This is a genomic window from Mesorhizobium sp. P2_B5, from assembly GCF_056404775.1.
Genome location: NZ_JBFUDJ010000004.1, coordinates 381,625 through 406,689 on the forward strand (window position 1 = coordinate 381,625; position 25,065 = coordinate 406,689).

Annotated in this window: 15 protein-coding genes and 1 pseudogene; 14 read left to right on the forward strand and 2 right to left on the reverse strand. The window is 63.9% G+C overall.

Annotation, left to right across the window (positions count from 1 at the left end; all coding sequences use genetic code 11):
- Positions 1 to 217: 217 nt before the first annotated feature.
- From tssL to AC1D1N_RS17485, 7 genes are all read left to right on the forward strand, one after another.
- Complete coding sequence (gene tssL / locus AC1D1N_RS17455; RefSeq protein WP_477349945.1) at positions 218 to 1,750, forward strand: type VI secretion system protein TssL, long form; 1,533 nt, start codon at positions 218 to 220, stop codon at positions 1,748 to 1,750.
- A complete protein-coding gene (gene tssM / locus AC1D1N_RS17460) occupies positions 1,747 to 5,265 on the forward strand; it encodes a type VI secretion system membrane subunit TssM (protein ID WP_477349947.1) in 3,519 nt (1,172 codons plus the stop codon). The genes tssL and tssM overlap by 4 nt, the downstream gene beginning before the upstream one ends.
- A gap of 157 nt (positions 5,266 to 5,422) precedes the next feature.
- Positions 5,423 to 6,181 carry a PP2C family protein-serine/threonine phosphatase gene (locus AC1D1N_RS17465; protein WP_436258715.1) on the forward strand — a complete coding sequence of 253 codons (759 nt, stop codon included), beginning with the start codon at positions 5,423 to 5,425 and terminating at the stop codon, positions 6,179 to 6,181.
- Positions 6,178 to 8,589 (forward strand): serine/threonine-protein kinase, encoded by a 2,412-nt coding sequence (locus AC1D1N_RS17470; RefSeq protein WP_477349950.1) that lies wholly within the window; start codon positions 6,178 to 6,180, stop codon positions 8,587 to 8,589. The genes AC1D1N_RS17465 and AC1D1N_RS17470 overlap by 4 nt, the downstream gene beginning before the upstream one ends.
- A gap of 11 nt (positions 8,590 to 8,600) precedes the next feature.
- Entirely contained in the window at positions 8,601 to 9,062 is a 462-nt protein-coding gene (locus AC1D1N_RS17475) for a DUF1036 domain-containing protein (RefSeq protein WP_436258713.1), read from the forward strand.
- Complete coding sequence (locus AC1D1N_RS17480) at positions 9,059 to 11,455, forward strand: M23 family metallopeptidase (RefSeq protein ID WP_477349952.1); 2,397 nt, start codon at positions 9,059 to 9,061, stop codon at positions 11,453 to 11,455. The genes AC1D1N_RS17475 and AC1D1N_RS17480 overlap by 4 nt, the downstream gene beginning before the upstream one ends.
- Before the next feature lie 275 nt (positions 11,456 to 11,730).
- Positions 11,731 to 13,344 (forward strand): caspase family protein, encoded by a 1,614-nt coding sequence (locus AC1D1N_RS17485; protein WP_477349954.1) that lies wholly within the window; start codon positions 11,731 to 11,733, stop codon positions 13,342 to 13,344.
- Positions 13,345 to 13,432: 88 nt separating this feature from the next.
- Here the strand turns inward: AC1D1N_RS17485 and AC1D1N_RS17490 are convergent, their stop codons facing one another.
- Complete coding sequence (locus AC1D1N_RS17490; protein ID WP_477349956.1) at positions 13,433 to 13,969, reverse strand: OmpA family protein; 537 nt, start codon at positions 13,967 to 13,969, stop codon at positions 13,433 to 13,435.
- A gap of 326 nt (positions 13,970 to 14,295) precedes the next feature.
- Here AC1D1N_RS17490 and AC1D1N_RS17495 point away from each other — a divergent pair, with 326 nt between their 5' ends.
- From AC1D1N_RS17495 to AC1D1N_RS17520, 6 genes and pseudogenes are all read left to right on the forward strand, one after another.
- On the forward strand, positions 14,296 to 14,859 hold the full coding sequence (locus tag AC1D1N_RS17495; RefSeq protein WP_436258709.1) for a DUF6931 family protein: 564 nt from the start codon (positions 14,296 to 14,298) through the stop codon (positions 14,857 to 14,859).
- Positions 14,860 to 15,045: 186 nt separating this feature from the next.
- Positions 15,046 to 15,693 carry a LuxR C-terminal-related transcriptional regulator gene (locus AC1D1N_RS17500; RefSeq protein WP_436258708.1) on the forward strand — a complete coding sequence of 216 codons (648 nt, stop codon included), beginning with the start codon at positions 15,046 to 15,048 and terminating at the stop codon, positions 15,691 to 15,693.
- Positions 15,694 to 16,030: 337 nt separating this feature from the next.
- On the forward strand, positions 16,031 to 19,471 hold the full coding sequence (locus tag AC1D1N_RS17505) for a beta strand repeat-containing protein (protein WP_436258707.1): 3,441 nt from the start codon (positions 16,031 to 16,033) through the stop codon (positions 19,469 to 19,471).
- A gap of 106 nt (positions 19,472 to 19,577) precedes the next feature.
- The gene (locus tag AC1D1N_RS17510; protein ID WP_436258706.1) at positions 19,578 to 21,296 is read left to right on the forward strand and encodes a type I secretion system permease/ATPase; all 1,719 of its coding nucleotides are present in this window, start codon (positions 19,578 to 19,580) and stop codon (positions 21,294 to 21,296) included.
- 34 nt (positions 21,297 to 21,330) lie between these two features.
- A complete protein-coding gene (locus AC1D1N_RS17515) occupies positions 21,331 to 22,827 on the forward strand; it encodes an HlyD family type I secretion periplasmic adaptor subunit (RefSeq protein WP_477349960.1) in 1,497 nt (498 codons plus the stop codon).
- Positions 22,828 to 23,096: 269 nt separating this feature from the next.
- Positions 23,097 to 23,444, forward strand: a pseudogene (locus AC1D1N_RS17520) (beta-barrel domain-containing protein); the annotation flags it as partial.
- A gap of 71 nt (positions 23,445 to 23,515) precedes the next feature.
- Here the strand turns inward: AC1D1N_RS17520 and AC1D1N_RS17525 are convergent.
- Entirely contained in the window at positions 23,516 to 24,163 is a 648-nt protein-coding gene (locus tag AC1D1N_RS17525) for a ThuA domain-containing protein (RefSeq protein ID WP_436258704.1), read from the reverse strand.
- 244 nt (positions 24,164 to 24,407) lie between these two features.
- On the opposite strand from AC1D1N_RS17525, the gene AC1D1N_RS17530 reads away from it, so the two are divergent.
- Complete coding sequence (locus AC1D1N_RS17530; protein ID WP_436258703.1) at positions 24,408 to 25,064, forward strand: YjbE family putative metal transport protein; 657 nt, start codon at positions 24,408 to 24,410, stop codon at positions 25,062 to 25,064.
- Position 25,065 lies beyond the last annotated feature (1 nt).

A 25,065-nucleotide genomic window follows, 5' to 3' on the forward strand; every position in this document is an offset into this window, starting at 1 on the left:
ATCCGGCAACTGGCGACCAAAATTGCACCAGGTTTCAATCGGAACCTTCTGAGACTACAATCACATACGACAATTGAGCACGCGGGTACGGTTGGTCGACCTCGGGGGTCTGCGGCGAATGTCATGTCACGGCGAGATAGCGTCCTGCGGTCCGCGTTCGCGCGGGCGCAGCGCTATGCGTCGCCTGGCCGTGCGGGCGTAGAGGCGGGGATCGGCGATGAGCTCGAAGGACGATCCTTTCGATCCGGCCGGCAAGACCGTCATCCGCCCCAGCCGCGCCAACCCCGGCCGCAAGCAAAAGACGGTTCTCGCCCGCGATGCGCCGGCGCCCGACAGCACCGTGATCGCCCCTGCCAGCATCCCGGAATCGACGGTTTTCGATCCCAACGCCGGCCGCCAACCGCCACCGCAGGCGGACGTCACGGGGACTGTGATCTATCAAGGCGCGCCTTTCGACGCAGCGCCCGCCGGTCCGTCGTTTCATGGTTCGGCCGGGACGGCAGAGAAAACGCCGTGGGATGTGTTGCTCGGCGCCAGCGACGGCGTCGACTACGGAACGGCCAACCCGATCGTTGCTGCCGCGGCGCCCTTGCTGATCCTGCTTGGGCACCTGCGGCTAGTGGCCGTCGAAAGACAGGCTGAGCCGCTGGCGGAGCATGTCGCCGGCCTGATCGAGGAGTTCGACCGCAAGATCGCCAGGACCGATACCTCGGAAGAGGATGCGCGCATCGCCAGCTATGTGCTTTGCGAAACCGCCGACGATATCATCGCCAACCTGCCCGGCTCCGGCCGGGAGACGTGGGCACAGCACGCCATGCTGTCACGCTTCTTCCAGGTCAAACCCACCGGCGCCGGTTTCTTCCAGGCGCTGAACACAGTGCTGGCGACGCCGGAACCTCACCGCAATCTGATCGAGCTGATGCATGTCTGCCTGTCGCTTGGCTTCGAAGGCCAGTATCGCGGCCAGGCGCGCGAGGGCCTGGAGCGTGTCCGCCGCGACGTCTACGAAACGCTGGCCTATTTCCGCGTCCCCGGTGACGACGACATCTCGCCGCGCTGGCAAGGCCTGTCGCTGACGTCAGCGCAAGGCTCCAGGCGAATTCCGCTCTGGGCCATCGCCGCCGCGACGGCGGCGGTTTTGACAGCAGCCTTTTTCACGCTGCGGGTTCTCATCACCAATGATGGCGAGGCCGTTGCCGGCGAATTGCTGGCGCTCAATCCGGCGACGCCGGTCACCATCGAGCGCGCCGGTTTCGTGCCGCTGACGGAGGAGGTGAAAGTCGTCGCAGCACCAGCGGCGATTGCGCAGGTCGATCGCATCCGCGCCGCGCTGGGCAAGGAGATTGAAGCCGGCGGCATCAGCGTCGGCACCAAGGGCGATTTCATCGTCGTGGAAATCAGCAACGCACTGCTGTTCCAGTCAGGACGAGCCGACGTCAAACCAGAATTCGAACCCGTGGCGATCAGCATTGCGGCGGCGCTCAATGCCGAGCGCGGGCCGATCCGGATCGTCGGCCACACCGACAACGTCAGACCGAAGAAGACCAGCGCCTTCAAGTCGAATTTCGACCTCTCCGTCGCCCGCGCCCAGTCGGTCGAAAAGATGATCGCGGCGCATTTCAGCGATCCGTCGCGGACAAAGGTCGAGGGCAAGGGCGAGGACGAGCCGATCGCCGACAATGCAACGCCGGAGGGCCGCGCCAAAAACCGCCGTGTCGATGTGATGATCCCGCGGGAGGAGACGCTGTGACCGGCTGGCTGCTGCGCCTCTTCAGCACGCTCGCGCTGGCCGGCTTTGCCGCGGCGGTCTGGTTCGCGGGCCCGTTGATCCGCTTTGCCGGCGACCGGCCTCTGGACCCAGTCTGGCTGCGCGCAGTGATCATCGGCGTTGTCGTTGGAACGGCGGTGGTCATTTATGCAGTCCGTTTCTGGCGAAGGCGCAAGGCGCAGAAAGCGCTGGAAGCCGCCATGGCCAGCGCAGAGGATGACGGCAGCGACGCAAAGCTGCTGGAAGCCCGCATGGGCGAAGCGGTTGCCACGCTCAGGCAGGCGAGCGGCAGGCGCAACTTCCTCTACGAGGTCCCCTGGTACATCGTCATCGGCCCGCCGGGTGCCGGCAAGACCACCGCACTGGTCAATTCCGGGCTGAACTTTCCGCTTGCCGGGTCGGGCCAGGCGCAGCCTGTGGCAGGCGTCGGCGGCACGCGCAATTGCGACTGGTGGTTCACCGACGAGGCGGTGCTGATCGACACGGCCGGGCGCTACACGACGCAGGATTCGCATGCTGGGACAGACAGCAAAAGCTGGCTCGCCTTCCTGTCGCTGCTCAAGCGGCATCGGACGCGGCAGCCGATCAATGGCGTCATCCTGGCGATCAGCCTTGCCGACCTGATGGCGGACGGCGAGCAGGCCGCCCGTGTCGCCGAGATCCGCACCCGATTGCAGGAAATCCACGCGGTCCTGAAGGTCCGCTTCCCGGTCTATGTGCTGTTCACCAAGGCGGACCTGGTCTCCGGATTCATGGAGACTTTCGGCGGTTTCGACGAAGCACGCCGGCGCAAAGTATGGGGCGCAACCTTCCAGACCGCGGAGCGCGGCCTGAACATGGTCGGCGAGGCGCCGGCCGAATTCGACGCGCTGGTGAAACGCCTGAGCGAGGAGATGAGCGAGCGGCTGCAGGCGGAGACCGATCCCGTCGCCCGTATCGCCATTTTCGGCTTCGCTGCGCAACTCGGTGCGCTGAAAGGCCGGATCGTGCATTTCCTCGACGGCGTCTTTGAGCCGACCCGCAAGCAGCTGAACGCGCCCTTGCGCGGTCTCTATTTTTCCTCCGGCACCCAGGAAGGCACACCGATCGACCAACTGCTCGGCAGCATCGGCCGCAGTTTCGGCAAGAACGCCCAGGTGCATCTTTCCGGCACCGGCAAAAGCTTCTTCCTGCACGATCTGTTGAGCCGCGTGATTTTCGCGGAGTCCGGCTGGGTCTCCTATGACAGGGCAGCCGACAGGCGGGCGACCATCGCCCGCTATGCCGGCCTGGCAGCGATCGCGGCCATAGCGGCTGCCGGACTTGGCGTTCTCGGCCTGAGCTTTACGACCAACAAATCGCTGATTGCCGCGACCAGCCAGGCGGCCGGTCAATACCGCGAGACGGCAGCCCCGCTGCTCGCAAGCACGACGGTGTCGGACGCCGACCTCGAAACCGTCATCGGTGCGCTCGATGCGCTGCGCAGCCTGCCGGCCGGCTATGACGCAAAAGACCAGCCGACGCCGGCCAAGGCGACGTTCGGCCTCAGCCAGCGTGAGCGTATCCTGTCCGCCTCCGAGACCGCCTACCGGCAGGGGCTGGAGCGGATGTTCCGCTCGCGCCTGCTGTTCCAGCTCGAACGCACGATCGAGGCCAGGATGGCCGATCCGATGGCGTTGTACGAGCCGTTGAAGATCTACCTGATGCTGGGCGGCAAGGCGCCGAAAGTCGATGACGAACTGGTCGTCACCTGGCTTAAGCGGGACTGGGAAAAGAACCGCTATCCCGGCGCCCACAATCGCGACGGGCGGGCGCAATTGGAGAAGCATCTGCGCGCCATGCTGGCACTCGACGACGACCAGGATCCCTCGTTCGAGCTCAACCGTTCGCTGGTCGAATCCGCCCAGCGCTCGCTCGGCCGCATGAGCCTTGCCGACCGGGCCACCGCGCTCATCCAGTCGGCCACCTATGCGGCGGCGCTGGACGATTTTTCGGTGTCGCAGCAAGCCGGCCCAGAAGCGCCGGTACTGTTCGAGCGCAATGACGCCAACGACCTGGCCTCGCTTCGCGTCCCCGGTCTCTACACACATGCCGGCTTCGATTTCTATCTGGCGCAGCTCGCCAAGGTGGCGCAGGCGCTGGTCGACGATCAATGGGTGATCGGCAGCGGCGGAGAGCAAGGCGGCTTCGACCAGGAGTTACTCAAGCTCGGCCCCGAGCTTCTCGATCGCTATGGCAAGGGTTTTGCGGCGGCGTGGAGCGAGGTCCTCGACAGGTTGAAGTTCAAGGCGATGGCCGCCGACAAACCGCAATATCTGGCGCTGTCCGCGGCCGGCTCGCCGAGCTCGCCGCTGATGCTGCTGTTCGAGGCGATCGCGCGCGAAACGGCTTTGACGCAGGAGCGCAATCCGGCTGCGTCTCAAGACAGCGATCAGGAAGCCGTCGCCCGCGCCAAGGGCCTCGCCCGCATCGGCATCGAGCTCGCGGCGCGCAAGTCGCAAAGCCGGGCCGGGACCGCCTTTGTGAGCACACAGAGTCAGGATCCGGGCGCCAACATCGAAGCCCAGTTCCGGTCCGTTCAGGCTTTGGTGGCCGGAGCGCCCGGCCAACGGCCGCTCGATGCCCTGACCCAGAATTTCCGCGAAATCTATCAAAGCGTGCGGCTGGCAGCCGATGTCCCCGCGCAGACGGACCAGGCCAACGCCAATCTGCAGCTGCAGATCTCGACGCTGCGCGCCAATGCCTCGCGGCTGCCGAAGGCGCTGGCCAGGATGGTGAGCGCGGCGGCGGATGATTTCGAGGGCACCGTCGCCGAAACATCGACCACGCATCTCAATGAAATGCTGGAGGAGACGGTCGGCCGTCCGTGCGAGGAGGTGATTGCCGGGCGCTTTCCATTCGCCCCCGCCGGCACTGACGATGTCGCCATGGCGGATTTTGCCAGATTGTTTTCTCCGGGCGGGATTCTCGACCGGTTCTTCGCGCAGAACCTGGCGTCGCTGGTCGACATGAGCGGCCAGGACTGGGACTGGAAACAGGACACCAAGTTCGGCCGCAATCTGGCGAAATCGACGCTCAGGAACTTCCAGCTTGCGGCACAGATTCGCGCCGCCTTCTTTCCGCTCGGTGGCCCGGTGCCGTCGATCAACATCACCTTCACGCCGCTGTCGCTGCATGGCGACGCCGACATGGCGCTGCTCAACATCGATGGCCAGGTGCTGCAGGCCACCCAGGCCGGCAACACGCCGGGCTTGATTCCGTGGCCGGGCAAGACCGGTTCGGCCAGTCTCAGCCTGACGCCGGAGCTGCCGGGACGCGAGTCGGCAATCAAGTTCGACGGACCCTGGGCGTTGAAACGATTGCTGGACAAGGGACAGGTCACCGCCAATGGAGACAGTCTCGAAGCGCATTTCGTCATCGGCGGGCGCGATGTCGCCTACACGATCAAGACCGGGGAGGACGGCAACCCATTCACGCTGCCGGCGCTCTCGGCCTTCAGCTGTCCCAAGGCCTTCTGATGGGGAATTGCATGGCAGGATCGGCGATCGCGGCGCGAAGAGACAGCGGCGGCACCACACCGTCCGTCATCGGCGGCTTAGATTTCGATACTCTAATGGATGGGGCTGTGGCAGACTGGTCAGCTACGTCAGCCAAGGCGTTGCGGAGGGTAGGCAAGTGAGCGGTGCCGCCTTTGAGAGCTACGGCGTGAGCCACAAGGGCTGCGTGCGCGACCACAATGAGGACAGCTATCTGGTCGAGCCGCAGATCGGTCTCTGGGTCGTGGCCGACGGCATGGGCGGGCATGAAGCCGGAGAGGTCGCCTCGGCGAGCATTGTCGAGCATCTGGCAACGATCGGCATCGCCAGTTCGGCGCCGGATCTGCGCGCGCGCTTCGAGGACCGGCTGAGCCGGGCCCACGCCGAGATCCGGCGTATCTCGCGCTCACGCGGCGTGACCATCGGCTCCACCGTTGCAGCACTTCTGGCCATGGACGGCAGGTTCGCCTGTCTGTGGTCGGGCGACAGCCGGGTCTATCTCGTGCGCGATGCCGCGATCTCGCAGATTTCGCGCGACCACACCGAGGTACAGGAGCTGCTGGACAGCGGCGCGATCAGTGCGGCCGAGGCGGAGAACTGGCCCCGACGCAACGTCATTACGCGCGCCATCGGCGTCAACGACGAGATCGCCATCGACTTCCAGCAAGGCGAGACTCTGGCCGGCGACATTTTCATCCTCAGCACTGACGGGCTGACGGCGCATGTCAGCGACGCGGAGATTGCGACAGCAGCACTGTCGGCAGCACCACAGGCTGCCTGCGAAAAGCTCCTGGCAATGGTGCTTGAGCGCGGCGGAACCGACAACGTCACCATCGTGCTGGTCAAGATCAGAGACAAAGGCAACGGCCTGTCCCAAGCAGGAGGCCACGACCGATGAGCTCCGACGACAAGACGCGGCTGTTGCCCAATATGGCGGATACCAGCGTCGGCACGCAGCTCAGCGGCATCTACGAGCTCGACGAACGCATCGCCTCGGGTGGCATGGGCGAGGTCTATCGCGGCCACAACATCCAGACCGGCGATCATGTCGCGATCAAGATCGTGCTGCCGGAATTCGCCCGCGACCAGACGATCCTGTCGCTGTTTCGCAAGGAAGCCTCGATCCTCAACCATTTGTCGCATGACGCTGTCGTGCGCTATCACGTCTTCACCATCGATCCCGGTATAGGGCGGCCCTATCTGGCGATGGAATTCGTCGACGGCCAGTCGCTGTACGACGTCATGCGCGGCGGCGCGATGGCGACGCAGGATGTGCGCAAGCTGTGCCACCGGCTGGCGTCGGGCCTGAGCGCGGTGCACCAGGCCGGCGCCATCCACCGCGATCTTTCGCCCGACAACATCATCCTGCCGGGCGGCCGGGTCGATCGCGCCAAGATCATCGATTTCGGCATTGCGCGATCGGCGACGGTCGGCGGCGAGACGCTGATCGGCGGCAAGTTCGCCGGAAAATACAACTATGTCTCCCCAGAGCAGCTCGGGCTCTATGGCGGCGAGGTCAGCGAACAATCCGACATCTACAGCCTGGGGCTGGTGCTGGCGGCGGCGCTGCTCGGCAAGCCGATCGACATGGGCGGCTCGCAATATGAGATCGTCGAAAAACGGCGGACCGTGCCTGATCTCTCCGGCATCGATGCCGATTTCAGGGACATCGTCGAAGCGATGCTGCAGCCCGACCCGAGTGATCGACCGGCCAGCATGGCCGAGATCGCCCGGTTGACGCGCGATGACAGCGACGCCACCCTGCCGCCAGCCTCGCTTGCGCCCCGGCCGGGTCTGCCGCGAACCGGGCAGACCGCCGGGCCGGTCTCGAAGGTCGAGGGCTCGCAGACACAAGGGCTCAGTGCGGTCCCCGCAAGCGACACGGCAGAGCCATCCTTCGTGCCGCACGTGCGCCCAGCGCTTCTGTCGCAACCGAAGCCGGCAGCTGAAATTCCCAAGCGAGCAAGCACACCGACGAAGCCTGCTACTACAGGCCGAAGCCTGACGATCGCGGCGCTGGCGGCGGTTGTCGTGGCATCGCTGGGAGGACTCTATGCATCGGGCATCCTGGGATTCGGAGACCGGCCTCTGGTCACCGACACCGGCAAGACACCGCCGCTCCAACCCGAGCTGACCAAGCCGATCGTCGCCGACAAGCCCGCTCCGGACACTGCGCCGGTGGAAGAGCCGAAGCCGCAACCAGCAGAGACTCCGGCCGAAGATCAGGCCAAAGCGCCGGTCGCGCCGCAGCCGACGCCTCCGGTCGCGTCGAGCACTACGGCCCCGCAGCCATCCGAACCAACCGACAAGACGGTCTCGTTGCAACCGCCTTCCAACCCGACGCAGCCCGATGCTGCAGAGAAACCCGAGCCTGTCGGTCCGCCGGCAGAGACCAAGGCAACCGCACCTGGGCCGACCACGCAAACGCCTGAACCAACAGCCGAAGCACCTAAACCCTTAGCGCCGACGCCTCAGCCCACCGTCCAAGCCCCCGAGGTGCAGGCGCCTGAACCGAACGCGCAGGCGCCCAAGCCCGACACGCAGGCGCCGGAACCAATCGTGGAGCCCAAGCCAAGCCAGCCCGATATTGCCAGCGGTCCGCAGGCCGACAAGCCGGCAGAGCCCGACATTGCCATGAATGTGCCCAAACCGGCGGTGCCGCCGCCCGCCGCTGCGGCCGCGGAGCAGGTCACCTGGGTGAGCGCCTTCAATGGTGGCGACTGTTTTTATGCGACGGTGACATCGGCCACCGACAAGAGTGCCGCGATCGAGGGCTTCGGCACGTCGGTGCCGCCGTTCGAACAGCTGCTTGGGGAATTCCAGGCGAAGTTCCATGTCGAGCCGGACATCAGCGTCCGCCTCATCCAGCCGACGCAATGCGGGATCACCGACTTCCTGCGTTTCATGGGGGCAAGCACGGCCGACAGACCGCAGTTGGTGCTCGACCAGACATCGGTGCCGGACGGTTCTCCGATCGACGGCACGCTGGTGACGCATGGCGGGCTGGTGTCCAGCGTGATTCTGATTGACCACAGGGGCATTGCCTTCAACCTCGACGACCGGGTTGTCGTACAAGCCGACAAGGCGACCTTCAGCATCCCGATCGGGCTCGGCGCCGCCGACAAAGCGGCAGGCAAGGCCCTGCCGCAGATCATCATGCTGATCACCGGTCCGGACGAGATCAAGGCGGCGGACTTCTCGACGCCGACGCCGGCCTCGGTGCTGTTGCCCAGGATCCTCGACGAGATCGGCGCCAGGAGCTCGGAATTTTCGGCGACCGCCAAATATTTCCGCCTCGGCGGGTAGCACGGACGCCGATGCAACGCCGTCGCCGTGATCCCGTCCTGCTTGCCCTGAATGCGCGCGCGAAGCTCGCCGCGATTGCGCTTGCGACGCTCTTGCTGGCGCTTCTTTCCACCGGGCAAGCGCGCGCCGAATTCACCGTCTGCAACCAGACGCTCGACGTCGTCAATCTCGCCGTCGGCCAGAAGGTCGACGATGCCGACCAGACCGATGGCTGGTGGACCATCGGCGCCAATCAATGCGTCAACGTCATCCGTGAGGAGCTGACCAACCGCTACATCTATATCTACGCGACGGATGTGTTCGGCCACGCCATCCTGGCAGGCTCCACCGAGATGTGCATCGAGCGGCGGCGGTTCTCGATCCGCGGCATCACTGAATGCTGGCAACGCGGCCATATCGCCGCGAAGTTTCTCGAAGTCGACACGCAGGAACAGGTGCGTTGGACCTTCTTCCTGACCGGAAGCGCGCCGTGACGCACAGCATCGATACCAGCTTCAAGGCAAAGAAGCAGGCGCGCGCCGCGCTGCGCAGGCGCAGGATCTGGCTCGGGCTGGCGGCTGGTCTGGCGACAATCGTCCTTGCCGCGATCGCCATCGGTTTCTATCTCACCGCCGATTACTGGTCGTTTGGCGACGAAGACGAGGAGTTGCACGCCGTCGAAGGCTCGGACGACGTGCCGGCCGACGCATCGGTCTATGTTCCCGCCATCATCGATCTGGCCGGCGACCCGATGTGGATCACGCTGGCACCCGAGGCCGGCGCCGCCAAAAGCCGCGAGATGCCGCGCCCGGCCGAGCTCGACCAAGCCGGCATCTCGCCGCAGATCGTGGTTCTCTCCGACGTGATGCTGAGCGCCAGCGAGAAATTCATGACGACGATCCCGTCGACGCAGGAGGATTTCGCCTTCTTCCAGGCGCAGCGGAAGACCGCAGTGGCGCCGCCGACCGAACCCAGCGATCCGCAGAATGACCTGCAGAACGATCTTCAGCCCTCGCCCGGTGCCGACGAAGCCCCGGCGGCTCCCGGCCCTGCTCCTGATCCGCAGGCCGCTCCGGGTGCCTCGGCGGCAGCCGATGACCCCGAAGCCGGCTGGGGCGAGACCATCGATGAAGGCGAAGCGGCGCTGCCTGCCTTTCAGAAGACGGCGGTCGAAAACAACACCAGCGTTGCCATCGTCACCTCGGAATACCAGCGCTTCGAGGCGACCGAGGACATTTTCGTGAAGATCCTCAACGACCGCAGCCTGGACAGCGTAGCACTCGATGCGCATTTTTCCGCCGAGGACGCAAAGCTTGCCGGCGAGGCACTGAAGGCGCTGTTCGACAAGGACGGCCTGCAGCCCGGCTATGTCGTGGCGATGCGCGGCTTCAGGCCGACGCGCGAGACCACGATAATGTCGCTGATGCAGGTCTCGGTCTACGCCAAGAATGTCTTTGTCGGCACGCTGACACGCAACGCGGCCGGCGCCTTCGTGTCGGGTGTCGACCCCTGGGTGCGCGAGGATCTGTTCAACTATTCGGGCGCCGAGACCGAAGGCACGCAGAAACGGCAATACCGCCTGCTCGACGCGATCTATTCGACCGCGGCGCGCAACAATGTGCCGAGCGGCATCATCGGCGAGGCCATCATGTATCTGTCGCGCGGACAGGATCTGGACGCTTTTGCCAGCGAGGACCAGCGCCTGGTGCTGATCTATTCGCAAACGCCGCGCGGCAAGAACGAGACCGACGGACGGGTGCTCTATGTCGGCGTGCAAGGCACACAAAAGAACCTCGACTGTTTCGTCTTCCAGCAGAGTGATGGCCAGTTTTCCTGCGTCTCGGGCGACGACCAGGTGCGCTCGCTGACGGTGGCCAACGGCATGGTGACGCCGGTCAGCGGCGTCATGACGTCGACCTTCGGGCCGCGCAAGCATCCGATCCTCGGCGTGGTCCGCATCCACAAGGGTGTCGACTGGGCAGCCCCTGTCGGTACGCCGATCGCCGCCGCCTTCGATGGCGAGATCATCTTCCAGGGCGACGGCGGCGGCTACGGCAATGTGGTCAAGATCGCGCATGCCGGCGGCCGCGAGACGCGCTATGCGCATATGTCGAAATTCGCCATCGCCAGCGGCGTCGGCACCAAGGTGAAGGCCGGCGACATCATCGGCTATATCGGCACCACCGGCCTGTCGACCGGGCCGCATCTGCATTTCGAACTCTATCAGGGCGGCCAGGCCATCGATCCGCTGGGCACAGCGACCGCCGCGATCGCCGCCACATCCAGCGATCCCGCCGTCGAAACGCTGACCGACCGCATCGTCCATGTCGAATCGGGCGGCAGCGCGCGGGCAAAGAACCCGCTGTCTTCGGCAACCGGCGCCGGCCAGTTCATATCCAAGACCTGGATCCGGATGATGAATACCTATCGTCCCGAACTGGCGCGCTCGCTGTCGACCGCCGACCTGCTCGCGCTGCGCTACGACGCCACCATCTCGCGCGAGATGGTGCGCAATCTGGCGCGCGAGGGCGAGGCCTATCTCAAGGCGCGCGGCCACCAGATCACCGCCGGCCGACTCTATCTCTGCCATTTCCTCGGCATGGAAGGCGCGCATCAGGTGCTGGCGTCGCCGGGATCGGCGCAGTTGAGCGCGGTGCTCGGCTCGGCGGTCATCCAGGCCAACCCTTTCCTCACCGGCAAGACCGCCAGCTACGTCGTCGACTGGGCGGAGCGGAAAATGGGTCGCAAATTGCCCACGCCCGCGACGACCGATGCAGGCCAGACGACAACGACGGAAGTCCGCCAGACATCGCCGGAGTTCGAAAAATACAAGCAGGCCATCACGGCGTTGGTGGGTTCGCTTCAGAACAGCCTTGAGCCGGGCTAGCCGCAGTTCAGTGCGCAGCCGCCCCGGTTTTCGCCAGGCCGATTGGTTTTGAGGCCGGCGAATGGTATATTAGCGGGTATTTAGAGAGCTTTTTTGGGTCCGTCGTGAACCAAAACTGTGGTTGGGATCACATACGCCCAAGAGCCATTTTGGCAGAAGCGACAGTGTCGCTGTTGGAATTTAGCATGCGCAGACATCAATAACGCGCCCCATTGGGGCGGAGGGCTGATCCTATGAAAGCGTTTGCCGTCCTTTTGAGCGGATTTTTTCTTTTAATGCTGACCGCGCTTGGCACCGTCCAGGCTGCAGTCCCGGATGCCGGCGCACCAGGCGCCAAACGCGTCGCGCTGGTCATCGGCAACAGTAAATACGTCCATGCCGTCGAGCTGCCCAACCCGGCCAATGACGCGCATCTCATCGCATCGACGCTGCGCAATGCCGGCTTCGAGGTGATCGAGGGCGTCGACCAGGACAATGCCAGCATGCACGGCCTGATCAGCAAGTTCACCGAGCAGTCCTACGATGCCGACCTCGCCGTCATTTTCTATGCCGGCCACGGCATGCAGGTCGACGGCAAGAACTTCCTGATCCCGGTCGACGCCGAGCTGACATCGCCGGCCTATCTCAAGACCCGCACCGTCCAGATCGACGACTTCATGGCCGCCTTGCCGCCCGACCCGGCGGTCGGCGTCATCATCCTCGATGCCTGCCGCGACAATCCGCTGGCAAGGACGCTGGCTGCCTCGCTGCCGAAGACGCGCTCGCTGGGCTCCGGCCTGGCGCCGATCGAAGCAAAATCGGAAGGTGTCGGCACAGGCGGCATCCTGATTGCCTATGCCACGGATCCGGGCGCCATCGCCTTCGACGGCAACGGCGTCAACAGCCCCTACTCCACCGCACTCGCCAGACACCTGACCGAACCTGGTATTGAGATCCAGAGCGCGCTGACCCGCGTGCGCGGCGAAGTGACCGAGACCACCCAAGGCCGCCAGCGGCCCTGGCACAACGCATCGCTGGGCCGCGAGGTCTTCATTGGAAAGCCCGTCGTGGCGGCGGCGCCCGCGGCAAAGCCAACCACCGACGCAGCCGGCGCCGCGGCAGCAGCCGCTCCCGCCCTGGTCGTTGGTGAACCTCCGTCCTGGGAGGTCGAGCAGCGGCTGTGGGACGAGGCCTCGAAGCGCAACACCGCGCCGTTTTACGAAGCCTATCTCGAACAGTTCCCGAACGGCCGCTTCGCCACGGTGGCGCGGCTGAACATCGACGCGCTGAAGGATCCGAAAGCCCAGGAACGGGAAGTAGCCGCGCTTGATGCTGCCGAAGCGAACCCCGGATCTGCCGTGCGCACCTCGGTCGGCATTTCGGACGACATGAAGAAGGTGCTCGGCACCGCGGAGACAGAGAACGCCATCGGTCTCGATCGCCAGGGCCGCATCGACCTGCAATTGCGCGTCGAGGCGCTGGGCAACGAGCTTGGCCGCGTCGACGGCAACATCGGCGCCAAGACCCGGCAAGCGATCGGCGACTGGCAAGAGGAGAACGGGCTGCCCCCGACCACTTTCCTGACGCGTGAGCAGCTGGCGTTCCTGGAGATCCAGACCGATCCGATGATGGAGGCCGTGCGCGCCAAGCATGAGGCCGACCAGGCCGGCGTAAACAAGCCGAAGAAACAGGTGGTGCAAAAGGCCCGCACGCTGAAGCCGGTGGCGGAGAAACCGCGCAAGAAGCAGTACGCCCAGAAGCCGCGCGGACAACAGCAGTTCGTGCAGAAAAGGCGCAACCGCGAGGTCGTGCGCGAGGAAGGACCGCCGCCGCAGGACAACAATGATTTCCTGACCAAGGCGCTGATCTTCGGCACCGGCGTAGCGGTCGGCGGCGTGCTCAAGAACTGATCGATCACGTCAAACGACAAAAACGCCGCGTGTCCACTGGACGCGCGGCGTTGTGTTTAGTCACGGCCGAAAGACGCAGCCAGCGAAGCTACTGCGCCTTGATCCGCATCTCGACCCGGCGGTTGACGGGATCGTAGGGGTCGGGATTGCGCGGATTGGCCTCGCCCAGCCCGACCGCCGTGATACGCGTGGACTCGATGCCGTTGGATTCCAGGAAAGCCGTCACCGATTGCGCCCTGCGCTGCGACAGGCCCTCATTGTAGTTCGCCGAGCCGGACGCGTCGGTATAGCCTTCGACGACGAAGGACAGCTTGCTCAGCCGATCGTCCTTCAGCGCCCTGGCGAACTCGCCGAGTTCGCTGCGCGCCTTGGCGTCGAGCTCGGACGAATCCAGGCTGAAATTGATCAGCATATCGAGGCTGGCCTTCTCCGACGGCTTATCTTTCTGGCCGGTCTTGCTCTTGCACTCATCCTCGGTGCCGACGCAGATCCCGCGCGCCGCGCCGTGATCGATCGCGCCGGCAAAAAACTTCACGATGTCTTCCGATTTCTGAAGTGGGTCGGCATAAGCGTGCGTGGAGAAAAGCACGGCCGCCAACACTAAGACTAAACTGCCCCGCTGCATGACGGTTACTCCTGCTCTGACTCATTGTTTCGTCGCAATTCCGGACGGAAAGCCGCTTCTTCCTGGAATTGCTCTGAGCTTCCGATGTCACCAAAGCCCGATCCGTCGGACCAAGACGGTCAGGCTCCATGTTCCGTTCGGCCCAAATCTTCTCCGAAAGCCGGCTTCGCCTTTTTTCGGATCGAAGGGTCTGTTTGTGGAATATACCAAAGCGCGGCGCGTTTGTCTGTGAACAACGTCATGGACATGTGGCGGTCGACAGGCTTGACCCGCGCCTCGCAGGCGAGTTGAGTGAGAGCTGCCCTTGGGGGAGGACAATAGCAGCGATGGTCAACGGGCTTCGATTCCAGACCGCACGCGATCTCTTCGCCGCAAACAGCGCCGTTGCCCGGGACATGACGGCTGTTCCCACCGACCAACCCTCGCTCGAGTTCTGCCGCCGGCTGATGGCTGGCCGCATCCCCGAAGAAGCGATCACCTTTTGCGCCTATCTCCTGCCCGACCGGGCAGCGATCTGGTGGGGCCATGAGTGCCTTGATCATCTGACCGAGCTGCTCGAGGAGCAGGATCTCGAAACGCTGGCGCTGATCCAGGAGTGGGTCGGCGAACCCGGCAATGCAAGCCGCCGGGCGGCTGTCGCCGAGGCGGCGATGGCGCGGCAGCAAACCCCTGCCGGCTGGATCGCGCTGGCGGTGCAACGGCATGTCAATGGCTCGGCCGATCAGGCCAACGGGCCGAGGCTAGGGCCGCTGCCCGCTGCCCATGCCGTCAATGCCGGCATTCTGGCCGGACTGGCGCGGGTTGCGGTGGCGGATCGTTTCTCGGTGCTCACCGCCTTTGTCGAAATGGGCATCCATCTGGCCGAAACCGAAGCGCTGCGCAGAGCCTGATTGCTCTCTCTTGCGCAATCACGAGCGTCTCGGTGGTGCCTATCGAACGCGCAGAGAACGCCCACGACTTTCTTTTATAGCCTTGGTTATATTGGTATATTAGCAATTTCTTGACAATAGCCCAAAGCTCTGGTTTTCTTGACATATTAAACAAAGTTCGTTGCGTTTTTTACGGACGGTGTTCGCATGTCGACCCTGGTTGTAGCGGACCCGCGGGGGGTCTATCTCGCCGGTCTGGAGTGGGTTTTGCGGAAGGCGGGACACCGCGTTGTCGCAGAATGCCACCACACGATCGAGGTTCTCCCCTTGGTGGAGCGCCACCGGCCTGATCTTGTCATCATAGGGTTGGATGTTGTGGACCGGCAGACGGCTGGTCTTTCCGCAAGGCTGAGAGCCACCAGCGGCGCTTTGGGCATCATCTACATCCTGCAGCCAAACGGCGGATTGGACTTCAACGAAATCCCGGGGCTCGATGCCGACGGCCTGCTGATGGACGGCATCAGCCACAGCTACCTTGTCGAATGCGTCAATGCGGTGGCAGTCGGCCGGAAGTGGGTCGACAACCACATCCTCCAGCATCTGCTGATGCCGAGACCGCTGCCTCAGCCCGCGCCGAAGCTTACTGGACGCGAGACGGAAGTCGCCGGCCTTGTTTCACGCGGCCTGCGCAACAAGATCATCGCGCAGCGGCTGCACGTATCCGAAGGCACGGTGAAGATGCACCTGCATCACGTCTACGAGAAGCTGCACCTCGGCAGCAGGGCAGAACTCGCCTGGGCGACTTTTGGCGAACGTGCCGACCATCTGGGACCAAGTCACAAAAGCGGGCTTTGATCCCTCCCTTCGGCCAGCTGGCAAGCCAGGTTGCGTCGACAGGATACCGGTGGCGGGCCGGAAACCCACGGCATATCGATCGATCCTCCAAACCAACGCGGTAGCCCGCGAGCGCCTGTCGCGGCTCGATCTGTCGAAGGATGTATATCGTTCGATCAGGCAGGGGCATTAACCGTAATACTATCGAAGCGAGAATGGACCGGCGCTCGCCGTCGGCGACACAATCAAGATTCAAAGGCCGCAATTCAGTGCGCGAACTTCCCTTTGATTGGGCGCCTTCAGGGTGCACTTCGGCGGGGGTATTCAGCGGCCACTCATGCGATTGGGGAGAACAGCAATGTCGATCACCTTTGATCTCCACGACAAGGCCGTCAACGACCAGACAGCTTTGCTGCAAACCGGCGACAGCGACGATGGCTTTACCGACACCGATGTGGCGTATTCCTCGCTACCGCCTTCGTTCCAGACCTACCTCCAGACGACTCTCGGGTTGAGCTCCGCGTTCCCGACCAGCATCGGCGTCGCGACCAAGGTGAACTCGGTTACTGTCAACGCCACCGCCGGTTCCCAGCTCGCCGGCACTAGTTTCACCGACGGCAGCGGCGGCGCCCTCGACGGCGATGATAGCTTGCTCAAAACCGCCGATGGCAAGGAAATCTTCCTCTACGCCGACGGAAGCGACACCGTAATCGGCAAATATGACAGCGATGGCGTCAACGGCGTTGACTCGATCGCCTTCGTCATCTTCAAGGAGGACGTGATCAACGCCGGCAAGACCAGCGACGCGGTGACTTTCCATATTGTCACCTACGTGCCGATCTTCCATAGCAACACCGGCGACCCGGATGATGCAGTCGATCTCGGCAACACCCTCAAGCTCGCGGCGACCGAGACGCTCAACTTCGGCTTTGCCGGAGCGCCCTCAGGCAGCAACCTGTTCATGATGTTCGGCAATCCGAACTCCACCCAGATCGTGGTGATCGGGAAGGACCCGCTCAATCAATCCGCGGGCGGAAACATCACGACCAAGGACGTGCTCAACATCAGCCAGGCCGGCAGCACAACCTCGTTCGGCGTCAACGGCAACCAGATCAACCCCGACGAAGGCGCATTCATTACCTACGTCACGGGCGCGAACACGAACTTCCTCGTGCCGAACCTGGACCAGAACGAGGCCGATGTCGAAGCCAACATCGCCTTCACGGACGTCGTCGCTGCAACCACGGCGTCCTTCACCGTCAACCAGACCAATCCCGGCATCGGACCCGTGACCGTCAAGATCACGGCCTACACAACCGCCAACCAGTCGGGGACGAATTTCGTCGATGGGCTCACCGACGACACGCATGTCACCATCACATCGGCCTCGGTCGCCAACGTCGTCGTCAAGACAGGCAACACGCAATATTTTCCGGCCACTTCGATCGACGCCAACGGCGATTTGATCATCACCGGCCTGAGCAGCGGCGACACGGTGACGTGGACGACGAGTGGAACCCACAATCGCGTGCTGATCGAAAACATCAGCAACGCAGATGGTGTTGACGGCAACGACAACAACACTTTCGACATCGGCGGCTTCGGCATCGTGACATCCAGCGGCTCGTCGACGTTCGTCGGCCAGCAGATCGTCATCGAAGACGACGGCCCGACGGCGAGCCAGGCGCAGCAGACCGGCACGGTCGACGAGGACGGGGTGCCCGGCGGCATCGCCGGCGGCACCGGCGACGTGGCTGGCCAGGCCACAGTAGCCACCGGCAGCGTGACCCCGCTGTTCAACTCCGGCACCGATGTGCCGCTGACCTTCAGCCTCAATACCGACACCACCGGGCTGCCCGCGCTGACCTCGGGCGGGGTGGCGGTGACCTACTCCGTCGTCGGCAACACGCTGACGGCCTCGGCCGGCGCGAACACGGTGTTTACCTTCGCGCTCAACGGCACGACCGGCGCCTGGACCTTCACGCTCGCTGATCAGCTCGACCATCCAACGCTCAACGGCCTGCCCGGGGACAACGAGGAGAACGACCTGACGATCAATCTGAGCTCGATCCTGCGCGCCGCCGACGCCGACGGCGATACAGTGGCGGCGGCGGCCAACGCCCTGGTCGTCACGGTCGACGACGACACGCCGACGGCGAGCCAGGCGCAGCAGACCGGCACGGTCGACGAGGACGGGGTGCCCGGCGGCATCGCCGGCGGCACCGGCGACGTGGCCGGCGAGGTAACAGTAGCCTCCGGCAGCGTGACGCCGCTGTTCAACTCCGGCGCCGATGCGCCCCTGACCTTCAGCCTGAATAGTAACACCAGCGGACTGCCCGCACTGACCTCGGGAGGGGTGGCGGTGACCTACTCCGTCGTCGGCAACACGCTGACGGCCTCGGCCGGCGCGAACACGGTGTTTACCTTCGCGCTCAACGGCACGACCGGCGCCTGGACCTTCACGCTCGCTGATCAGCTTGACCATCCGACGCTCAACGGCCTACCCGGGGACAACGAGGAGAACGACCTGGCGGTCAATCTGAGCTCGCTCCTGCGTGCCACCGACGCCGACGGCGACACGGTGGCGGCGGCGGCCAACGCCCTGATCGTCACGGTCGACGACGATACGCCCACTATCAACCCGGCCATCGCCGACGGCCTGGTGGACTTCGCGGCTGGCAGCACCGTGACCAAGTCGCTCAACGGCTCGGTCGGAGCCGACAGCCCGGCAACCTATAGCATCACCGCCTCGCCAGCCACACTGACGATACTGGATGGCACGTCCTCGCAGCTGACCTTGCTCAGGGACCTTACCAATAGCGACACGGTCGCTACCTACTATAAGGATGTCGATAGCAGCGGCACACACACCGCCGGAGACATCGATTTCTTCAAGCTGACCCTGTCGGGCGGCAACTACACCTTCGATGTCCTTCAGAATCCTCCGCCCGCGGAGCTCAATTTCAGCTTCGCCGGAGCACCCTCCGGCAGCAATCTGTTCATGACGTTCGGCAGTCCGACCTCCACCCAGATCGTGGTGATCGGGGAAGACCCATTGAACCAGTCCCAGGGCGGGAACATCAACACCAAGGATGTGCTCAATATCAGCCAGGCCGGCAGCACCACCTCGTTCGGCGTCAACGGCAACCAGATCAACCCCGGTGAAGGCGCTTTCATCACCTTTGTCACCGGCGCGAACACGAACTTCCTCGTGCCCAACCTGGACCAGAACGAGGCCGACGTCGAAGCCAATATCGACTTCACGGGTGTGTTTAATACGAACACTGCGTCCTTCACGGTCAACCAGACCAACCCGGGCGTCGGACCCGTGACCGTCAAGATCACGGCCTTCAGCACCGCCGCGGAGCCGGGAGTGAATTTCGTCGACGGGCTCACCAACGACAGCCCCGTCGCCATCACATCGGCGTCGGTCACCGACTTCGTCGTCAAGACGGGCAATACGCAATATACTCCGGTCGCCACGGTCAACCCAGACGGCACCTTGACGATCACCGGCTTGAGCACCGGCGACAAGGTGTCGTGGACCACGAGCGGAACCCACGACCGCGTGCTGATCGAAAACATCAGCGACGCGGATGGCCTCACCGGCAACGACAACAACACCTTCGATATCGGCGGCTTCGGCCTCAGCCAGGCGCAGCCGGCGCCCGACGAGAAACTCGACTTTACTGTCCAGATCGCCGATTTCGACGGCGACACAGCGAGCGACACCTTCTCCATAGGCATCGACGGGACCGGCATCTTCAACGACAACCACGTGGAAGGTGTCATTGCCTGACGCGATACCGGCCGGGCGCCGGCCCTGGCGCCCGGCCGGGCCTAATCCAAAGCATCGCAACGGGGGGCAATCCGTGACGCAGCCAAGACCGCAGTTTCAGGAGGTGATGCATCTGGCGCGGCGCCAGGCGCCCTCCCTGCTCATCTTCAGCCTGCTTGCCAACATTCTGTTGCTCGCCAGCACCGTCTACATGCTGCAGATCTACGACCGGGTGCTGTCGAGCGGGTCGATCGACACGCTGATGTGGCTCACCCTGGCGGTGATCGGCGCGATCACCGTCTATGGCCTGCTGGAGCAGGCCCGCCGCATGATCCTCGGGCATATCAGCCAATGGCTCGACGACCAGCTGAGTGTCCCGGTGATCGAACGAGCCATGGAGGCTCGCCTCGCGGGGAGCAGCAGCCTCGAGGCCGGCCTGAAAGACGTGGCGGACCTGCGCGGTTTCGTTGCCGGTGACGGCATGCTGACCTTTCTCGATGCGCCGTGGACGCCCGTCTTCCTGGCGTTCATGTGGCTTCTGCACCCGGCACTGGGCCTGGTCGGAATTGTCGGGGCGATCCTTTTGTTCTGCGGCGCGCTGGCCAACGACTTTCTCACCCGCCGCAAGGGCCAGGAAGCGATGCTGGGGCTGCGCCGCAATCAGGCTGCGGCCAGTCAATACATCGACGGCGCCGAGACGCTCCGCTCGCTCGGCATGTCTGAGCCGGCCCTGCAGCGCTGGGAAGAAAAGCAACAGTCGTTGATGACCGTCCAGGCGCAGCTTCTCGGGCGCACGACCAGCATCGGCAGCCTGTCGCGCTCGCTGCGCCTCGCCCTTCAGGTGGCCGTGCTGGGGCTTGGCGCCTACTATGTCCTGCGTGGCGAACTGACGGCCGGATCGATGATTGCGGCATCCATCCTGCTCAGCCGCGCGCTGGCGCCGATAGAGCGCTCGATCGGAGCCTGGCGCAGCCTGGTCACCGCTCGCACTGCGCGTCGCAACCTCATGCGCCTCTTCGCCGACACCGGATCCAGGCAGAGCGGTGGCGTAATCTTGCCGCGCCCGCAAGGGCGGCTGAAACTCGAGGACGTCTATTACTCTGCGCCGGGTACGCAACAGACGCTGATAAACAAAGTAGCCTTCAACGTCGTGGCCGGCGAGACCTGTGGCGTGATCGGTCCGTCGGGTTCCGGCAAGACCACACTCTGCCGCCTCATGGTGGGAACGCTGCGCCCGTCGCTCGGCCACGTAAGGCTGGATGGGGCGGAGGTCGCGAATTGGCCTTGCGACCAGTTGGGGATGCACATCGGTTATCTGCCGCAGCAGGTCGAGCTGTTTCCCGGGACGATCGCCGAGAACATTGCGCGCCTGCGCGATGTCGACAGTGCCGCGGTCATCGCCGCGGCGCAGTTCGCCGGCATTCACGAGATGATATTGCGGATGCCAAACGGTTATCAAACCGAGGTAGGGCCGCACGGGATACGAATCTCGCGTGGCCAACGTCAGCGCATCGCCCTCGCCCGGGCCCTGTTCGGAAATCCCGCACTCATCGTGCTCGACGAACCGAACACCGGCCTCGACAGCGACGGTGAAATGGCTCTGTTCAATGTCCTTCACCATTTAAAGGAACGGGGCTGCACCGTCATTCTCGTCAGCCACCAGACCAACCTTTTGCGCACGGCGGACCATATCGCTTTCATGCACGATGGCGCTGTCAAGATGTTCGGCACGCGCGACGAGGTGCTGGGCACGCTGGGCGGCCAGCCCAAACCGACTGTCGTTCCGACGCCCAAGCAAGACAAGACTACCGTCAAAATGCCGGCAAGATTGAAGGCGGCGGAGTGAAACCATGAGCGACCGATATGGCGAAGTGTCAAAGATGATGGACATTCTGATGGCCAGCCTGCGCGACGTGCTGGACAGGCTGGTCGTCGCCACTGGAGATCTGGCTGCCGCGGCTTCGAACCGTTTCGACAGCCTGGACGTGCCCACACGCGCCGCGCTGGCGGCAACTGCCACCGCGCTGTTCCTGCTCGTGCTTGTCGGGCTTGTCCGGCGGCGTTCGCCTGCATATCGCGATAGCAAGCGCGACCTGAACCGCAGGACGCGTCCAGCGCGCATGCTCGGCTATTTCTCGGCGATATTCTTTGTCGGCGGCATCGCCGTCTGGTCTGACATGGCCCTGCTGGCAAGCGCGGTCGTCGCCGCAGGCGTCGTCAGCCCGGACGGCTACCGCAAGACCGTCCAGCATCTGGAAGGCGGCATCATCGGGACCATCCATGTGCGGGAAGGCGACAAGGTCTCTGCCGGCCAGATACTGATCAGCATGCAAACGACCGATGCGCAAGGGCGCTACGACGTGCTGCAAGGACACTTTGTCCGCTTGCTGGCGGCCGAGGCACGGCTGATCGCGGAGCTTGCCGGGCAAGACCAAATTACCTTTCCCAAAGAGCTGACATCGATCGACGGCGAGATGGTGCGGAAAGTGGTCGTCGAGGAGCAAGCGCTGCTCGACAGCCGCCTCGCGAGCCGGGAAGGGCGCGAGCAGATCCTGCAAAAGCGCATAGCCCAGATAGAAGAGCAAAGCGCCGGATCGAGGGACGTGATCGCTGCCCAGGCCGAGCAACTCGGCTTGATCGACCAGGAGATCCAATCGGCGCAGGAGATGTACAAACAGGGACTGGAGCGCCTGCCGCGGATTCTGGCGCTGCAGCGCGCCCAGGCCGACATCCGGGCGAACCAGGCATCGAACCGGTCGCAGGTCGCGCGCAACGACCAGCAGATCGGGGAGACCGAACTGCAGCTCCTCAATTTGCGACAGCAGGACACCGAGAAAGCCAATGGGGACCTCGCCAAGGTGCGCGGCGATCTGGCCGAACTGCGCAGCCAGTTGCCCTCGCGTCAGGATGTGCTGGCCAGGACTGACATTGTCGCGCCGATCGCGGGAACAGTGATGAACGTGCGTGTCACGACTGAATCTGGCGTGATTTCCAGCGGCCAGCCCCTCCTCGATATCGTTCCGAATGAGTCCAACCTGGTCATCGATTCACGGATCAAGCCGCGGGATATCGACATGGTGCATCCGGATATGCCGGCACGCGTTGTGCTGTCGGCCTATCCAACGCGGCATCTTCCGCAAATCCACGGCTTGCTCACCTCGGTATCGGCCGACCGGCTGACGGACGAGAGGACCGGAGAACCCTATTTTCTCGCCAAGGTTAAAGTCGATATGGCTGACCTCTCAAACCTCCATGACGTCAAGCTGTCGCCCGGCATGCCGGCGGAAGTCATGATCCTCACCGGCGAGCACACGCTGCTCGACTATTTGCTGGCGCCGGTTCGCGACTCGCTCAATCGAGGGTTCAGGGAGAATTAAAGTCTTCCACTGTCCCGTATCCCGACGCCATCCGATCCTCCGAAAAGCCGCCCGTCGAACGATACGGCTGGATTGTTATGGCATTGGCGATCCCTTCGCCAGCGCGGCCCCAGCAGTCGGGAGCGCCGCTTCGCCGGAACTGAACGATGGCTATTCGCACGAACAGGTGAACCCGCCCGCCGAGGCGCCGACAGTGATCTGGCGCGAATACTGGCCGGTGCCTGGCGTCCATCCGGGGGGCGTGCGTTGCTGGACGGCAGGGACGTTGCCCAATGGGCGTGGTCGAGGCCATGGTCAAACCAGAGGATGTCGAGACGATCGCCCCCGGACAGCCCGCGCGCGTCAGCTTCCCGGCCTTCGCACGCTACAACCTGCCGCCACTCGACGGCGTCGTGGAGATCGTGTCGGCCGACCGCATGGTGGAGGAGCGCAGCGGGGCACCGTACTTCGCCGCGACCGTGTTGATCGACAAGGGCGAGCTCGCCAAGCTGGAGGGCCGCAAGCTGCTGCCCGGCATGTCGAGCGAGGCGATGATCCGGACAGGTGCTCGCACCGTGCTTTCTTACCTCGCCGAGCCGATCACGCAGAACTTCCGTCGGGCAATGCGGGAAAAATAGCCGCAGGCCGTCCAAGACTTCTTTAACTGACCGGACAAAGACCGCCGCCCGACTTGACGATAGGCCCGGGATCAGGCCGCCCGGCTGGCCCACAGCACGCCGCGCTCGAAGATGGTGCGCATTTGCGGCACGGAAAACTCATCCGCCGTGTGGCCAAGCGCGCTGAAGAAGACGCGGCCCTTGCCGTAGCGGCGCTTCCAGACCACGGGCATGACGACGCCGTCTACGAAGTCGAGATGCTCGCCGCCAAACGTCGTCGTGGCGAGCACCTCGTTGCTCGGGTCGACATGCATGTAGTACTGCTCGGAACGGTAGGCGAAACCGTCGATACCTCTGACGATCGGATCATCGCTGGTGATGTCGACGCGGTAGTCGATGATGTCGCCGGGATGGGCGACCCATTGGCCGCCGGTCATGAAGTGATAGGCCGGCTCGTTGCGAAAACTGTCGCCCATGGTGCCGTGGAAGCCGGCAAGGCCGGTTCCACCGCTGACGGCGGCGACGAGGTTCTGCAGTTCAGGTTTTTCGATCGTCGACATGGTGACCACCGGGACGATCAAATCGATTGCCGAAAGCTGCGGATCGGCGAGAGCCGAGGTGCCCTGTTCTATCCGCACCTCGAAGCCATGCCCGGTCAATATCTCGCCGACGACAGCGGCGCTTCGGGCCGGCGTGTGGCCTTCCCAGCCGCCCCAGAAAATCAGGGCCGTCTTGCTCATGCTCGTTTCTCCTTTGGTCGACGACATTGATAGGCAAGCAGACCGCTTTTGTCTTCCCTTTCCATGGAGCCATTTCTGTCGGCAAGCATCGATCCGGCGATGAATTCCGTGGATGAGGAACGATTGGCTGCGCCTGGCGTCTTGTTTCAATGTCGGGCCGCACTCAAATCGGCTGTCTTGGCGTTTGCGCAGACATCGGTCCGATCCGCCGCAACCAGCCGGAGCCTTCCGGGGAGACCGCTTTATGAGTTTCGACCAGACGACTGTCGCCGCCTATCTGGAAGTCATCACCATCAACCTCGTGCTCTCGGGCGACAATGTCGTGGTGATCGGCATGGCGGCCGCAGGCCTGGCCAAAGCATTGCGCCAGAAGGCGATCGTCGCCGGCATAGCCGCGGCCGCGGTGATCCGCGTCGTCTTTGCCGTGATCGCGGTGCAGCTGCTGGAAATTCCCGGGATCATGCTGGTTGGCGGCATGCTTTTGTTCTGGGTGTGCTGGAACATGTTCCAAGAATTGCGTTCCGCCCGCGGCGATGAAGACAGCGATGCCGACGCCGACCCTGCCGCGACAGCGCTTGCGGCTGTGCGGCCGGCCAAGGCGCTGCGCACGGCGATCCTGCAGATCGTGGTCGCCGACGTCTCGATGTCGCTGGACAATGTGCTGGCCGTGGCGGGCGCTGCCGCCCATGACATGAATGCGCTGGTGTTCGGTCTCATCCTGTCGGTGATTCTGATGGCTGTCGCCTCGACGCTGGTGGCGGCGCTGCTTGCCAGATACCGCTGGATCGGCTGGCTCGGCCTGGCGATCATCGTCTACGTCGCCGGCAACATGACGCTGGACGGCATCGAGCAGGTGAGAACCGTCGACTTCAACGCGCTGCTTTCGTCAGCTGCGAGCTAGT

Excerpts from the sequence above, each read along its gene's own strand:
- AC1D1N_RS17530 (WP_436258703.1), top strand. The coding sequence starts at position 24,408 with ATGAGTTTCGACCAGACGACTGTCGCCGCCTATCTGGAAGTCATCACC.
- AC1D1N_RS17475 (WP_436258713.1), top strand. The coding sequence starts at position 8,601 with ATGCAACGCCGTCGCCGTGATCCCGTCCTGCTTGCCCTGAATGCGCGC.
- AC1D1N_RS17500 (WP_436258708.1), top strand. The coding sequence starts at position 15,046 with ATGTCGACCCTGGTTGTAGCGGACCCGCGGGGGGTCTATCTCGCCGGT.
- tssL (WP_477349945.1), top strand. The coding sequence starts at position 218 with ATGAGCTCGAAGGACGATCCTTTCGATCCGGCCGGCAAGACCGTCATC.
- AC1D1N_RS17525 (WP_436258704.1), bottom strand. The coding sequence starts at position 24,163 with ATGAGCAAGACGGCCCTGATTTTCTGGGGCGGCTGGGAAGGCCACACG.
- AC1D1N_RS17515 (WP_477349960.1), top strand. The coding sequence starts at position 21,331 with ATGATGGACATTCTGATGGCCAGCCTGCGCGACGTGCTGGACAGGCTG.
- AC1D1N_RS17485 (WP_477349954.1), top strand. The coding sequence starts at position 11,731 with ATGCTGACCGCGCTTGGCACCGTCCAGGCTGCAGTCCCGGATGCCGGC.
- AC1D1N_RS17510 (WP_436258706.1), top strand. The coding sequence starts at position 19,578 with ATGCATCTGGCGCGGCGCCAGGCGCCCTCCCTGCTCATCTTCAGCCTG.
- AC1D1N_RS17490 (WP_477349956.1), bottom strand. The coding sequence starts at position 13,969 with ATGCAGCGGGGCAGTTTAGTCTTAGTGTTGGCGGCCGTGCTTTTCTCC.
- AC1D1N_RS17470 (WP_477349950.1), top strand. The coding sequence starts at position 6,178 with ATGAGCTCCGACGACAAGACGCGGCTGTTGCCCAATATGGCGGATACC.
- AC1D1N_RS17505 (WP_436258707.1), top strand. The coding sequence starts at position 16,031 with ATGTCGATCACCTTTGATCTCCACGACAAGGCCGTCAACGACCAGACA.
- AC1D1N_RS17495 (WP_436258709.1), top strand. The coding sequence starts at position 14,296 with ATGGTCAACGGGCTTCGATTCCAGACCGCACGCGATCTCTTCGCCGCA.